Raw genomic sequence first — 13,983 nt, forward strand, 5'->3', positions numbered from 1 at the left:
ACAGGCAATAAAAAACCGACCCTGAGGTCGGTTTTTTAATGACTACGTCGATTAAGCGGCTTCTTTCAGCGCTTTGACGTGGCCATTCAGACGGCTCTTATGACGAGCAGCCTTGTTCTTGTGGATGATGCCTTTATCGGCCATACGGTCGATAACTGGCACAGCCAGAACGTATGCAGCTTGAGCTTTTTCAGCGTCTTTTGCGTCGATGGCCTTAACTACATTCTTGATGTAGGTACGAACCATGGAACGCAGGCTGGCGTTGTGGCTGCGACGCTTCTCAGCCTGTTTTGCACGTTTTTTGGCGGAAGGTGAGTTGGCCACCGTCGAGCTCCTCGAAAGACTTTTTAGGAAATAGCAAACAAAATAGGCCGCGAATCATGCCGATGAAGACTTGTCTTGTCAAGGGCACTTGAATCGTTCCGCTAAGTGGTAGGTATAAAGAGGCGGGATATTTATTTCCGGCGCTTGACCTGTAAACTCGCGAGCTTTGGCTCTGTGCTGTTGCGGCGCGGAGTATCGCACAAGTAGGCGCATTGTTCGCCTGCTGTTTATCGACAGGCACAAACTCTCTCAATGAATCTGCTCAAATCGTTGGCCGCCGTCAGCTCTATCACGATGCTTTCCCGGATTCTGGGTTTTGTTCGTGACACGCTGATCGCGCGGACATTCGGCGCCGGGATGGCCACGGATGCCTTCTTTATTGCGTTCAAACTGCCCAACCTGCTGCGGCGCATTTTCGCCGAGGGGGCGTTTTCCCAGGCGTTCGTGCCGATCCTTGCCGAATACAAAAGCCAGCAGGGCGAAGAGGCGACGCGCACCTTTATTGCCTATGTATCGGGCCTGTTGACGCTGGTGTTGGCGGTGGTGACGGCGCTGGGCATGATCGCTGCGCCCTGGGTGATCTGGGCCACAGCGCCCGGTTTTACCGATACCCCGGAGAAATTCCAGCTCACCTCCGATCTGTTGCGGGTGACCTTTCCTTATATATTGCTGATCTCGCTATCGTCGCTGGCCGGCGCGATCCTCAACACTTGGAACCGCTTCTCGGTGCCGGCCTTCGTACCGACTCTGCTCAACGTCAGCATGATCGTGTTTTCGCTGTTCCTCACGCCGTATTTCGATCCGCCGGTCATGGCTCTTGGCTGGGCGGTGCTGGTCGGCGGTCTGGCGCAGTTGCTGTATCAGCTGCCGCACCTGAAAAAGATCGGCATGCTGGTGCTGCCGCGCCTGAACCTGCGCGACAGCGGCGTGTGGCGGGTGATGAAGCAGATGCTGCCAGCGATTCTCGGCGTGTCGGTCAGTCAGATTTCGCTGATCATCAACACCATCTTCGCCTCGTTTCTCGTCGCGGGTTCGGTGTCGTGGATGTATTACGCCGACCGCTTGATGGAATTGCCGTCGGGCGTATTGGGCGTGGCGCTCGGCACGATTCTTCTGCCAACGCTGGCCAAGACCTACGCCAGCAAGGATCGCCACGAGTATTCGCGGATCCTCGATTGGGGGTTGCGCCTGTGCTTTGTGCTGGTGCTGCCGTGCGCATTGGCGCTGGGGATTCTTGCTGAACCGCTGACTGTTTCATTGTTTCAGTACGGCCAGTTCAGTGGCTTTGATGCCGAGATGACCCAGCGTGCGCTGATTGCCTATTCGGTCGGCCTGCTCGGGATTATCGTGATCAAAGTGCTGGCGCCGGGCTTTTATGCGCAACAGAACATTCGCACCCCGGTGAAAATCGCGATTTTCACGCTGGTCTGTACCCAGTTGTTCAACCTGGCGTTGATCGGCCCACTGGCCCATGCCGGCCTTGCCTTGGCGATCAGTGCCGGTGCTTGCCTGAACGCCGGGCTGCTGTTCTATCAACTGCGCAAGCAAAAGATGTATCAACCGCAACCGGGCTGGGGCAAATTCGGCTTCAAGCTGGTCGTTGCAGTGACCGTGATGTCGGCGGTGTTGCTGGCCGGCATGCATTTCATGCCCGCCTGGGATGAGGGGCATATGCTAGAGCGCTTCCTGCGCCTGGGCGCACTGGTGGTGGCCGGTGTGGTGGCGTATTTCGGTATGTTGCTGCTGCTGGGTTTCCGCCTGCGCGACTTCAATCGCAAAGCCTTGAGCTGAGGTTTCAGCCTTTATCGACAGGCACGGGCCGGCGGTTTTGTCGGCTCGTTCACTTTGCGTTACGGTGTTGCCTGTCGTCGGCCGTCGGGTGTGGTTATAATCGACCACTTTATGAGCAAGAAGCGCGTTATGCAGCTGGTTCGAGGCCTCCACAACTTGCGCCCCCAGCATCGGGGCTGCGTCGCCACTATTGGCAACTTTGACGGTGTTCACCGTGGTCACCAGGCTATCCTGGCCCGGCTGCGTGAGCGTGCGCTCGAGTTGGGCGTACCCAGCTGCGTGGTGATTTTCGAGCCGCAGCCACGGGAGTTCTTTGCTCCCGACACCGCACCGGCACGTCTGGCGCGGTTGCGCGACAAGCTGCAATTACTGGCCGCTGAAGGCGTCGACCGGGTGCTGTGCCTGGCGTTCAACCAGCGGCTGAGCAAGCTCAGCGCCAGTGAGTTCGTCGATACCATTCTGGTCGATGGCCTTGGCGTGCAGCATCTGGAGGTCGGTGACGATTTCCGTTTCGGTTGCGACCGCCTCGGCGATTTCGATTTTCTGATGCAGGCCGGGCAGGTTCACGGTTTCACCGTCGAAGCGGCGCAAACCGTCGAGCTGGACGGCATTCGCGTCAGCAGCACGCAGGTGCGCAACGCCTTGGCTGCGGCCGATTTTGCCTTGGCCGAACGCCTGCTCGGCCGTCCGTACCGCATCGCCGGTCGCGTGCTGCATGGTCAGAAACTGGCCCGGCAACTGGGCACGCCCACTGCCAACATTCAACTCAAGCGTCGTCGCGTGCCGTTTACCGGGGTGTATCTGGTGAATGTCGACATCGACGGCAAGACCTGGCCCGGCGTCGCCAATATCGGCGTGCGCCCCACGGTGCAAGGGGATGGCAAAGCCCACCTCGAGGTCCATCTGTTAGATTTTGCCGGCGATCTGTATGACCGGCGTTTGACGGTGGTTTTCCACCAAAAGCTGCGTGAAGAGCAGCGCTTCGCCTCTCTGGAGGCATTGAAAACGGCGATCAATGCGGATGTCGCCACCGCCCGTGCACTAGCCGCACCTAGCGCCCATCGCTAATGAAGAGCCTTAAATGACCGACTATAAAGCCACGCTAAACCTTCCGGACACCGCCTTCCCAATGAAGGCCGGCCTGCCACAGCGCGAACCGCAGATCCTGCAGCGCTGGGACAGTATTGGCCTGTACGGAAAGTTGCGCGAGATTGGCAAGGATCGTCCGAAGTTCGTCCTGCACGACGGCCCTCCGTACGCCAACGGCACGATCCACATCGGTCACGCACTGAACAAGATTCTCAAGGACATGATCATCCGCTCGAAAACCCTGTCGGGTTTCGACGCGCCGTATGTCCCGGGCTGGGATTGCCACGGCCTGCCGATCGAGCACAAGGTGGAAGTGACCCACGGCAAGAACCTTGGCGCGGATAAGACCCGTGAGCTGTGCCGTGCCTACGCCACCGAGCAGATCGAAGGGCAGAAATCCGAGTTCATCCGTCTCGGCGTGCTCGGCGACTTCGCCAATCCGTACAAGACCATGGACTTCAAGAACGAGGCCGGTGAAATCCGCGCCCTCGCCGAAATCGTCAAGGGTGGTTTTGTCTTCAAGGGCCTCAAGCCGGTGAACTGGTGCTTCGATTGCGGTTCGGCTCTGGCTGAAGCGGAAGTCGAGTACGAGAACAAGAAGTCCTCGACCATCGACGTTGCATTCCCGATCGCTGACGAGGCCAAACTGGCTGCCGCGTTCGGTCTGGCGTCGCTGAGCAAACCTGCTGCGATCGTGATCTGGACCACCACCCCGTGGACCATCCCGGCCAACCAGGCGCTGAACGTGCACCCGGAATTCAACTATGCCCTGGTCGATATCGGCGACAAGCTGCTGGTGCTGGCTGAAGAGCTGGTCGAAGCCTGCCTGGCGCGCTACGGCGTGGAAGGTTCGGTCATCGCCACCACCACCGGTAAAGAGCTGGAGCTGATCAACTTCCGTCACCCGTTCTACGATCGTATGTCGCCGGTGTACCTGGCTGACTACGTTGAACTGGGCGCTGGCACCGGCGTGGTTCACTCCGCCCCGGCCTACGGCGTGGACGACTTTGTGACCTGCAAGAAATACGGCATGGTCAACGACGACATCCTCAACCCGGTACAGAGCAACGGCGTGTACGTGCCGTCGCTGGAATTCTTTGGCGGCCAGTTCATCTGGAAGGCCAACCCGGCCATCGTCGAAAAACTGACCGAAGTCGGTGCGCTGATGCACACCACCGTCATCGAACACAGCTACATGCACTGCTGGCGCCACAAGACCCCGCTGATCTACCGCGCTACTGCGCAGTGGTTCATCGGTATGGACAAGGAGCCAACCAGCGGCGACACCCTGCGCGTGCGCTCGCTCAAAGCCATCGAAGACACCAGGTTCGTTCCGGCCTGGGGCCAGGCGCGTCTGCATTCGATGATCGCCAACCGTCCGGACTGGTGCATCTCGCGTCAGCGCAACTGGGGCGTGCCGATCCCGTTCTTCCTCAACAAGGAAAGCGGCGAGCTGCACCCGCGTACCGTCGAGCTGATGGAAGAAGTCGCCAAACGCGTTGAAGTCGAAGGCATCGAAGCCTGGTTCAAACTCGACGCTGCCGAACTGCTCGGTGATGAAGCGCCGCAGTACGACAAGATCAGCGACACCCTCGACGTCTGGTTCGACTCGGGCACCACGCATTGGCACGTCCTGCGCGGTTCGCACCCGATGGGTCACGAGAGCGGCCCGCGTGCCGACCTGTACCTGGAAGGTTCCGACCAGCACCGTGGCTGGTTCCACTCGTCCCTGCTGACCGGTTGCGCCATCGACAACCACGCGCCGTACCGCGAACTGCTGACGCACGGCTTCACCGTCGACGAGTCCGGCCGCAAGATGTCCAAGTCGCTGAAAAACGTGATTGAGCCGAAGAAGATCAACGATACGCTGGGCGCCGACATCATGCGTCTTTGGGTCGCGTCGACCGACTACTCTGGCGAAATCGCTGTGTCGGATCAGATCCTGACCCGCAGCGCCGATGCCTACCGTCGTATCCGTAACACCGCGCGCTTCCTGCTTTCCAACCTGACCGGTTTCAACCCGGCCACCGACCTGTTGCCGGCCGAAGACATGCTGGCGCTGGATCGCTGGGCCGTGGATCGTACGCTGCTGCTGCAACGCGAGTTGCAAGAGCACTACGGCGAATACCGTTTCTGGAACGTGTACTCTAAGATCCACAACTTCTGCGTGCAGGAGCTGGGTGGTTTCTACCTCGACATCATCAAGGACCGCCAGTACACCACCGGTGCCGACAGCAAGGCCCGGCGCTCGTGCCAGACTGCGCTGTTCCACATCTCTGAAGCGCTGGTGCGCTGGATCGCGCCGATCCTCGCCTTCACTGCTGACGAACTGTGGCAATACCTGCCGGGCGAGCGTAACGAGTCGGTCATGCTCAACACCTGGTACGAAGGCCTGACCGAGCTGCCGGAAGGCTTCGAGCTGGGTCGCACCTACTGGGATCGCATCATGGAAGTGAAGGTTGCGGTCAACAAAGAGATGGAAATCCAGCGTGCGGCGAAAGCCGTCGGTGGCAACCTGCAGGCCGAAGTGACGCTGTTTGCCGAAGAGGCGCTGAGCGCCGATCTGGCCAAGCTGAGCAACGAGCTGCGCTTTGTCCTGATCACCTCGACTGCCAGCGTTGCACCGTTCGTTCAGGCTCCCGCCGATGCAGTGGCCACCGAAGTCAGCGGTCTGAAACTGAAGATCGTCAAATCGGCGTTCCCGAAATGCGCGCGATGCTGGCATTGCCGCGAAGACGTCGGCGTGAACCCGGAGCATCCGGAAATCTGCGGGCGTTGCGTCGACAACATCAGCGGCGCGGGCGAGGTTCGTCACTATGCCTGATGCCGTTGGCCGTTTCGGACGGCTGAGCTGGCTGTGGTTGAGCTTGCTGGTCCTGGTCATTGACCAGGCCAGCAAGTTCTACTTCGAAGCCAAGCTTGAAATGTTCCAGCAGATCGTGATCATTCCCGACCTGTTCAGCTGGACGCTGGCCTACAACACTGGCGCTGCTTTCAGCTTCCTTGCCGACAGCTCCGGCTGGCAGCGCTGGCTGTTTGCCCTGATCGCGATTGTGGTCAGTGCCGTGCTGGTGGTCTGGCTCAAGCGTCTGGGCCGCAACGACACCTGGCTGGCCGTCGCCCTGGCACTGGTGCTGGGTGGCGCGCTGGGCAACCTGTATGACCGCGTTGCCCTGGGCCATGTGATCGACTTCATTCTGGTGCACTGGCAGAACCGCTGGTATTTCCCGGCGTTCAACATTGCCGACAGCGCGATTACCGTTGGCGCGATCATGCTGGCACTGGACATGTTCAAATCGAAGAAAACCGAAGAGGCCGCTCATGACTGAACCGCTATCGACTGAGCAACGCATCGGCCAGAACACCGAAGTCACCCTGCACTTTGCCTTGCGCCTGGAAAACGGTGACACCGTCGACAGTACCTTCGAAAAGGCCCCGGCGACGTTCAAGGTCGGCGATGGCAACCTGCTGCCGGGCTTCGAAGCCGCATTGTTCGGCTTCAAGGCCGGCGACAAGCGCACCCTGACCGTCGAGCCGGAAAACGCTTTCGGTCAGCCGAACCCGCAGAACGTGCAGACCATCCCGCGTTCGCAGTTCACCGACATGGAGTTGTCGCCGGGTCTGCTGGTGATCTTCAACGATGCGGCCAATACTGAGTTGCCGGGTGTGGTGAAGGAATTCGATGACACGCAAGTGACCGTCGACTTCAACCACCCGCTGGCGGGCAAGACGCTGACCTTTGACGTGGAAATCATTTCCGTCAAAGCGATCTAAAAATGCAGGAGTGAGCCTTTGTGGCGAGGGGATTCATCCCCGCTGGGGTGCGAAGCGCCCCCAGACCAGTCAACGGATTCTGAGATAAGTCCGTTGACGGTCTACGACTGCTAAGCAGCCGAGCGGGGATGAATCCCCTCGCCACAACAAGTAGGTCTCCACAGTCTGTTTTCCATTGTTTTCGCGCGCAAGACACGAGGCACAGCATGCAAATCAAACTCGCCAACCCCCGTGGCTTCTGCGCCGGTGTGGACCGGGCGATCGAAATCGTCAACCGCGCCCTTGAAGTCTTCGGGCCGCCAATCTATGTGCGTCACGAAGTGGTGCACAACAAGTTCGTCGTCGAAGACCTGCGCAGCCGTGGCGCGATTTTCGTCGAAGAGCTCGATCAGGTACCCGATGACGTGATCGTCATCTTCAGCGCCCACGGTGTTTCCCAAGCCGTACGCAACGAAGCTGCCGGTCGTGGCCTGAAAGTATTCGATGCAACCTGCCCGCTGGTGACGAAGGTGCACATCGAAGTCGCCAAATACAGCCGCGACGGTCGTGAGTGCATCCTGATCGGCCACGCCGGTCACCCGGAAGTCGAAGGCACCATGGGCCAGTACGACGCCAGCAATGGCGGCGCGATCTACCTCGTTGAAGACGAAAAGGACGTGGCCGCACTGCAGGTGCGCGATCCGGAAAGACTCGCCTTCGTCACCCAGACAACCTTGTCGATGGACGATACCAGCCGTGTGATCGATGCCCTGCGAACGCGCTTCCCGGCCATCGGTGGTCCGCGCAAGGACGACATCTGCTACGCCACACAAAACCGCCAGGACGCCGTCAAGCAACTGGCCGACGAGTGCGACGTGGTGCTGGTGGTCGGCAGCCCGAACAGTTCCAACTCCAACCGTCTGCGCGAATTGGCTGAGCGCATGGCGACTCCGGCGTACCTGATCGACGGTGCCGAGGACCTGCAACAGAGCTGGTTCGACGGCGTCGAGCGCATCGGCATTACCGCTGGCGCCTCGGCGCCGGAAGTGCTGGTCCGGGGCGTGATCCAGCAATTGCAGGCCTGGGGTGCGACCGGTGCCGACGAGCTGGCTGGCCGTGAGGAGAACATCACGTTCTCGATGCCGAAAGAGCTGCGCGTCCGTTCGATCTGACGCTTCTGCCTTTGTCGCACAGCGCCTGCTCGGTTTCCTGACTGCCCAGGCGCACGCGACCGGTCGCCGCCAGCACGATCTGCCGCTGGCTGACCGGTTCGCGCGGCGAGCAGATGTGTATCGTCCCCGCCTGAAATCGCCGCCCCGGCATCAGTGGCTGCCCCAGATGACTGAACCGCACATAGCGGCTCACCCACCAGTTGCCGACAATCGGCACTTTCGCCTCACTGGCGCGCTCCACCAGCAGCGGATTGCTGCTGTCCTCCGGCCCCCTACCGCTTCGATCCAGAATGATCCGCCAACCCTGACTCCAGTCACCGTCGATGCCATGGATCACCACGCTCTGATTGTGCGTGATGGCCAGTGTGCGAGCGTGGCGGATGCCTTCGAGCAGCGACTGCGCTGCGTGGTCGCGTTGAGTCGCTTGCTTGAGCGCGGCGAACGCCGGGCTGACCAGCAGCAGAACAATTGCGCCAATCGCCAGTCCCATAAGCAGTTCAATCAGGCTGAAACCGTGTTGCGGCATGAAAAATCCCTCCGTGGAATGGTATGAGCAGCGCAATCCGTGCGCCGCGCAGGGCAAATCAGTCGGCGCGTGCCGAGCGAATGTTCTAGCGTGTAAAAGCAGGTATAGCCGACGGCAACGGAGGGCACCGATGGATCTTCGTACAAAAGGTTTCACGCTGGTCGAGTTGCTGGTCGCCATCGCGGTGTTCCTGATACTGATCACGCTGGCGGTGCCGGCCTTTACCCGTACGATCCAGAGCAGCAGGGCGGATACCGAAGTCGGCGACTTGCAGCGCGCGATCAATTTCGCTCGCCTCGAGGCAATCAATCGCGGCGTGACCACGCGTCTGCGTCCGACCGCCGGCGGCAGTGTCTGGACCGGTGAGCTGGCGGTCTACGACAGTACTGGCAATCCGGCCAATGTGTTGCGGGTTGTTCCAGCGATGAGCAGTGGCGCGACTCTGACGCTACCCTCAGGAGTGACCGCACTGGATTTCAACAATCTTGGTGGTCTGGCGGCACCGTCGATGGCGGTGGTCATCGGTTACACGCTGGGCACGCAAAGCAGGACGCTGAACGTGTGTTTGAACGGACGCATTCAACTGGGTGGAAATTGCGGATGAGGGCAGGGAGCAAAAACGCACAGGAGGGCATGACGCTGATCGAAGTGCTGGTCGCGCTGCTGATTCTCACCGTCGGGCTGTTGGGCGCAGCGGCGGTGCAGCTCAATGCGCTGAAGTACACCGACAGTTCGCGGATGACCAGTCAGGCCAGCTTCATCGCCTATGACATGATGGATCGCATCCGCGCCAATTCCGGCGCCAACTACACCGTTACGCCACCGACCTCGGGCAATTTCAATAATGCGCGGGACCAGGATCTCTACGATTTCACCACCAACATCGCCAACTTCGGCGGTCCGACCGCGACGGGCAGCATCACCCTCAATCAACGGGTCTACACCATCACCATTACCTGGAGCGATGCGCGCGCGGCGAACGCTGCCAGTGCCCAGCGCAGTTTCGTCCTGACCAGCCGGGCGGCGGTCGATCCGGTGGCCACACCATGAAGCACACCAGCCGTGGTTTCGGCCTGATCGAGTTGCTGATTGCTCTGGCTTTGGGGCTGATCGTCGTGCTTGGTGTGGTACAGATTTTCATCGCCGCAAAAAACACTTACGTCAGTCAGAACAGCGCCGCAGCGATGCAGGAAGACGCGCGCTTCGTTCTCAGCAAAATGATTCAGGAAATTCGTATGGTCGGCATGTTCGGCTGCCTCGGCACCATCGTCGACTCCAGTTCTGCAGGGGATTTCAACACCGCGCAACTCATCCCGATCAACTGGGATAACGCCAGTCTCAAGCTGACCATAGTCACTGCCGATGTCGGCAGCGGCGGGGGGACGCCGACCTGGACGGTGATTTCCGATTGCCGCAACAGCGCGGTCGCCTACAGCGGATTGCGCAGCCCGACCACGGGGCAGATCGCGTTCCCGATCCGGCGCCTGATCTACAGCTTCAGCAATAACCAGATCCTCATGGGCACTGGCAGCGGCAATCCGGCGCAGCAAGTGCTGGTCAACAATGTCAGCGCCTTCAACGTCACATTCGGTCTGGCCAGTTCGGCGACCGACGTCGCAGCTTCAACCTACAGCAGCAACCCTGGCGATCCGGCGCGCATCCGCAGTGTGCGCCTGAGCCTGACCCTCACCGACCCGAACAATCGGGTGCGCGATCAAACCTTCAACGTGGTTGCGGCATTGCGCAACCGCTTGCCATGAGGGGGCGGCGATGAGGATTTCCTTGCAACAACGTCAGGCCCAGCGCGGCATGGTCTTGTTGGTCAGTCTGGTGTTTCTGCTGTTGCTGACATTGATCGGTTTGTCCTCGATGCAGAGCGCCAACCTGCAAGAGAAAATGGCCGGCAGCGTCAGCTTGCGCAATCAATCGTTTCAGGCGGCCGAAGCTGCATTGCGTGTCGGCGAAAGCGCAGTACAACTGGACAGTTATTCGTTGGCGGTGTGCAGCGGCACGAGCCAATGTCTGCCGCCGGCGGAATCGTCATCGGTCAGCTCGGCAGGTTTCAATTCGACCTCCGGGGTGACGTGGATCGCTGCCGGTAATGGCTTTTATGGCGTGCAGAACATCGGCACGACCCTGACGGCGGTGAACGTGCCAAGTAACACTTCGGCGACGTTGTATCGAGTCACTGCGGTCGGCATCGCCGGCAATTCGCGTAGCGTGGTGGAGAGTGTCTATGCGAAGTATTGAGCGCGGCCTGTCGCTGCTGATCGGCATGCTGCTGAGTAGCTACCTGGCGGCACCGGCCTGGGCTTTCACGCCTTCCGATTCGCCGCTGCTGAGCGCGGCAGCGGTGGCGCCGAACGTGATGCTGCTGATCGATGATTCGGGGAGTATGAACAGCATCATTTACGCCGCCGGATTCGACCCGAACGTCAACCGCACTCCAGCCCGGCAGTGCAATGCCTTCCTCGGCTTGTGCTCTGCACTCAATGCGCCGCAGATTACCGGCGACACGGTGTTTCTATCGAGCCTGCCGACTTCCGGTTGCTCGGGAGGCGCCTATGCGTTCTACAACAACAGCGTGGCGCCCTTGTGCCTGAAACTGCCCGACCCCGTAGGCAATGAGAACACTCGGTATTCCGCCGATTACATTTCCTACATAGTCAGCCTCGCCAACAGCAACGGCACCCGCGACTTCACCACGGGGGCGATTCCCAACGATTACCGGATGAACGTGGCGCGCAACGTTTCCACTGCACTGGTGAGCAGCAACCGCACCTTGCGCATGGGCCTGTCGACATTCAATCCGGCGACAAGCAGCAACCCGGGCAACGGCGGTTTCATCGCCCGCTCGATCACCGATTTGTCACCCGTCGCGGGCAGCGTCACCCAGGCCCAGGCAGACACCAACTACAACGCGCTGATCTCATCGATCAACGGCTTGAACGCCGTGGCCAACACGCCATTGGCCGAGAGCTATTACGAAGTCACGCGCTACATGCGTGGCTTGGCGCCTTACTACAACGGCACACCGGCGACCTATACCAGTCCGATTCAATACCGCTGCCAGAAAAACTACGGCGTGGTGATTACCGATGGCTTGCCGACCTATGACCGTACCTTCCCGACCAACGATCCGCTGGGAGGCAGTCGCTTACCGAACTGGGATGGCGTGAATAACGATGGCGACAACCTCAACGGTGACGGCGAAGGTGACACGCTGTATCTGGATGACATCGCCAAATTCGCCTTCGACATCGACATGCGTTCGACCGGCACCGACGCCGCCGGCAAGAGCTGGAACGCGTTGGATTTTCCCGGGCAGAACATGAACACCTACACCGTGGGTTTCGCTGCGGATAACGATATGTTGTCCGACGCCGCCAGTTACGGGCAGGGCAGGTATTACCAGGCGACCGACAGCTCCGGGCTCAATGCGGCGTTATCGTCGGCACTGAGCGATATCACTTCCAAGGCCGGCTCCGGTGGTGCCGGTGTTGCCAGCAGCAGTACGTTGACCAGTGGCAGCAGTTTTTACCAGACAACCTACGATCCCAAGGATTGGCGCGGCACGATCAGGTCGTTCGGCTTTACCTCGACCGGCACGGTAAATACCTCGACGGCGCAATGGTCGACCGACACCACCATCGTGCCCTCTGCCACAGCGCCGACTTTCCAGTCATGGAACACCTTGAGCAACACGCCCATTGCTCTGGCATTCGGCAGCTTTTCCCCAGCCCAGCAGAACACGTTGAATCAGGGCCTACCCACCGGTATCAGCGGCACTGAACTGGTGGAGTGGAGCAAAGGGACCAACAGGGCAGGGCTCAAAGTGCGCACTGCGCTGCTGGGCGACATCATCAATTCGCCGCTGGTGCTCGCGTCGCCTTCGGACAAGACCGCATCCGATCTGACGGGTGACAGCAGTTACACCAACTACCTGACCACCAAGACTGCGAACATGAATACCAGTCTGGTGGTGAACGCCAACGACGGTTTCGTCAACGTGATCAATTCGGCGAACGGCACCCGCCGTTATGCCTACATGCCTTCCAGCGTGCTGCCTTCGTTGCGGCTGATTGCGGATACCAATTACGTCAACGGCGTCAGCCACAAGTTTCTCGTGGATGGTCAGGTCGGCGTGTTCGATGCGCAGGCTGGCACCACCTGGAAAACCCTGGCCATTGGCGGAACGGGGGCCGGTGGCAAAACCTTCTATGGGCTGCAACTGTTCGATGCCTCGGCAGGCAACGTGATCAAGGCACTGTGGGAAGTCAGTGCGCCGGCTACGGCAAATGCGTCGAATGCTTTCAATGATCTGGGTTACGCCTACGCGCGTCCGGAAGTGGCACGCTTGGCCAATGGTCGCTGGGCGACATTCGTCGCCAATGGTTACGGCAGCAATTCGGGGGTTGCAGCGTTGTATGTACTGGATGCAATGGACGGTTCGCTGATCAGGAAAATCGTCATCGACAGCACGGAAACCACTAACGGTCTGTCTTCGGTAAAACTCAGGGTCAATTCCTCGAACGTGGTGCAGGCTGCCTACGCTGGTGACCTGAAGGGGCGTATGTGGAAATTCGACTTGAGCGCACCCGGGGCAGAAAGCTGGGGCGTGGCGTTTGCCGGCAAGCCCTTGTTTACAGCCCCGGGTGGGGCAACGCAGCCGATCACCGCGCAACCGCTGCTGGCGGACAACCCCCAGGGCGGCAAGCAAGTGTTCTTTGGCACCGGCAAGTTCAACGAGACTGCCGACAAGACCAACAAGGATCTGCAAGCGTTCTATTCAATCTGGGATGCAGAGGGTGGGGCCGGACAAATCACCGTCAGCAGTTTGCAGGCACAGGCGATTACCGGCTCGTTCGCCGGCAGTTCCGGGCAGTTTCTGACCACCAGCCAGAATGAAACGACCTATCCGGCAGAGAAAGGCTGGTATCTGCCGCTGGTGTATAACAACGTGCTGACCGGCGAGCGCGTGATCAATCAGGCCAGTCTTGTGTTGGGGCGAGTTGTTTTCACCACCGCCAGCGTCGATACCACCGACCCGTGTTCGAGCTTTGGTACGGGCCGACTGGTCGAACTCGATGCGTTCAACGGTAAGATGCTCAACTACGCCGTGATCGACACCACCGGCGACCGTTTGGTCGACAGCAACGATACGATATCCAGCGGCGTGATTTTTACCGGCGGCATTCCGACCCTTAACGTCATTTCCGCCGGTGGTACGGGAAAGGTCGTGACCGACACCAGTGGCGTCATCACCACCATTGTAGAGAAGGGTGGCGGTGGCAGCCGTCGTATCATGTGGCGACAAATCCAGTAAGC

Annotated in this window: 13 protein-coding genes; 11 read left to right on the forward strand and 2 right to left on the reverse strand. The window is 59.8% G+C overall.

The window, feature by feature from the left end:
* Positions 1-51: 51 nt before the first annotated feature.
* Positions 52-324, reverse strand: coding sequence for a 30S ribosomal protein S20 (gene rpsT / locus JWU58_RS04745; protein ID WP_003228351.1), 273 nt, complete (start codon positions 322-324; stop codon positions 52-54).
* A 252-nt stretch (positions 325-576) separates the two neighbouring features.
* Here rpsT and murJ point away from each other — a divergent pair, with 252 nt between their 5' ends.
* The 6 genes from murJ (at position 577) to ispH (ending at position 8,129) form a co-directional block, all read left to right on the forward strand.
* The gene (gene murJ, locus JWU58_RS04750; protein WP_016773124.1) at positions 577-2,115 is read left to right on the forward strand and encodes a murein biosynthesis integral membrane protein MurJ; all 1,539 of its coding nucleotides are present in this window, start codon (positions 577-579) and stop codon (positions 2,113-2,115) included.
* Between the two features lie 129 nt (positions 2,116-2,244).
* Positions 2,245-3,183, forward strand: a complete 939-nt coding sequence (gene ribF, locus JWU58_RS04755; protein ID WP_016773125.1) for a bifunctional riboflavin kinase/FAD synthetase — start codon at positions 2,245-2,247, stop codon at positions 3,181-3,183.
* 13 nt (positions 3,184-3,196) lie between these two features.
* Positions 3,197-6,028, forward strand: coding sequence for an isoleucine--tRNA ligase (gene ileS / locus JWU58_RS04760; RefSeq protein ID WP_206421543.1), 2,832 nt, complete (start codon positions 3,197-3,199; stop codon positions 6,026-6,028).
* On the forward strand, positions 6,021-6,533 hold the full coding sequence (lspA, locus tag JWU58_RS04765; protein WP_130887010.1) for a signal peptidase II: 513 nt from the start codon (positions 6,021-6,023) through the stop codon (positions 6,531-6,533). Before ileS ends, lspA begins: the two co-directional genes overlap by 8 nt.
* Entirely contained in the window at positions 6,526-6,978 is a 453-nt protein-coding gene (gene fkpB, locus JWU58_RS04770) for an FKBP-type peptidyl-prolyl cis-trans isomerase (protein ID WP_206421544.1), read from the forward strand. The genes lspA and fkpB overlap by 8 nt, the downstream gene beginning before the upstream one ends.
* A gap of 206 nt (positions 6,979-7,184) precedes the next feature.
* Positions 7,185-8,129 carry a 4-hydroxy-3-methylbut-2-enyl diphosphate reductase gene (ispH, locus tag JWU58_RS04775; RefSeq protein WP_016773129.1) on the forward strand — a complete coding sequence of 315 codons (945 nt, stop codon included), beginning with the start codon at positions 7,185-7,187 and terminating at the stop codon, positions 8,127-8,129.
* Here ispH and JWU58_RS04780 read toward each other — a convergent pair.
* Positions 8,086-8,655: a GspH/FimT family pseudopilin gene (locus JWU58_RS04780; protein WP_130902283.1), complete on the reverse strand. Its 570-nt coding sequence runs from the start codon at positions 8,653-8,655 to the stop codon at positions 8,086-8,088. The genes ispH and JWU58_RS04780 overlap by 44 nt on opposite strands.
* A gap of 130 nt (positions 8,656-8,785) precedes the next feature.
* On the opposite strand from JWU58_RS04780, the gene JWU58_RS04785 reads away from it, so the two are divergent.
* From JWU58_RS04785 to JWU58_RS04805, 5 genes are read left to right on the forward strand one after another with little or no spacing between them, the layout of a single operon-like run.
* On the forward strand, positions 8,786-9,259 hold the full coding sequence (locus JWU58_RS04785) for a GspH/FimT family pseudopilin (RefSeq protein ID WP_110603159.1): 474 nt from the start codon (positions 8,786-8,788) through the stop codon (positions 9,257-9,259).
* The gene (pilV, locus tag JWU58_RS04790) at positions 9,256-9,705 is read left to right on the forward strand and encodes a type IV pilus modification protein PilV (protein ID WP_110603161.1); all 450 of its coding nucleotides are present in this window, start codon (positions 9,256-9,258) and stop codon (positions 9,703-9,705) included. Before JWU58_RS04785 ends, pilV begins: the two co-directional genes overlap by 4 nt.
* Positions 9,702-10,415: a PilW family protein gene (locus tag JWU58_RS04795; protein ID WP_206421545.1), complete on the forward strand. Its 714-nt coding sequence runs from the start codon at positions 9,702-9,704 to the stop codon at positions 10,413-10,415. Before pilV ends, JWU58_RS04795 begins: the two co-directional genes overlap by 4 nt.
* Positions 10,416-10,425: 10 nt before the next feature.
* Positions 10,426-10,905, forward strand: coding sequence for a pilus assembly PilX family protein (locus JWU58_RS04800; RefSeq protein WP_016773134.1), 480 nt, complete (start codon positions 10,426-10,428; stop codon positions 10,903-10,905).
* A complete protein-coding gene (locus JWU58_RS04805) occupies positions 10,892-13,981 on the forward strand; it encodes a pilus assembly protein (protein WP_206421546.1) in 3,090 nt (1,029 codons plus the stop codon). The genes JWU58_RS04800 and JWU58_RS04805 overlap by 14 nt, the downstream gene beginning before the upstream one ends.
* Positions 13,982-13,983: the final 2 nt, after the last annotated feature.

Origin of the sequence: Pseudomonas atacamensis (assembly GCF_017167965.1) — a bacterium.
Taxonomy (GTDB): domain Bacteria; phylum Pseudomonadota; class Gammaproteobacteria; order Pseudomonadales; family Pseudomonadaceae; genus Aquipseudomonas; species Aquipseudomonas atacamensis.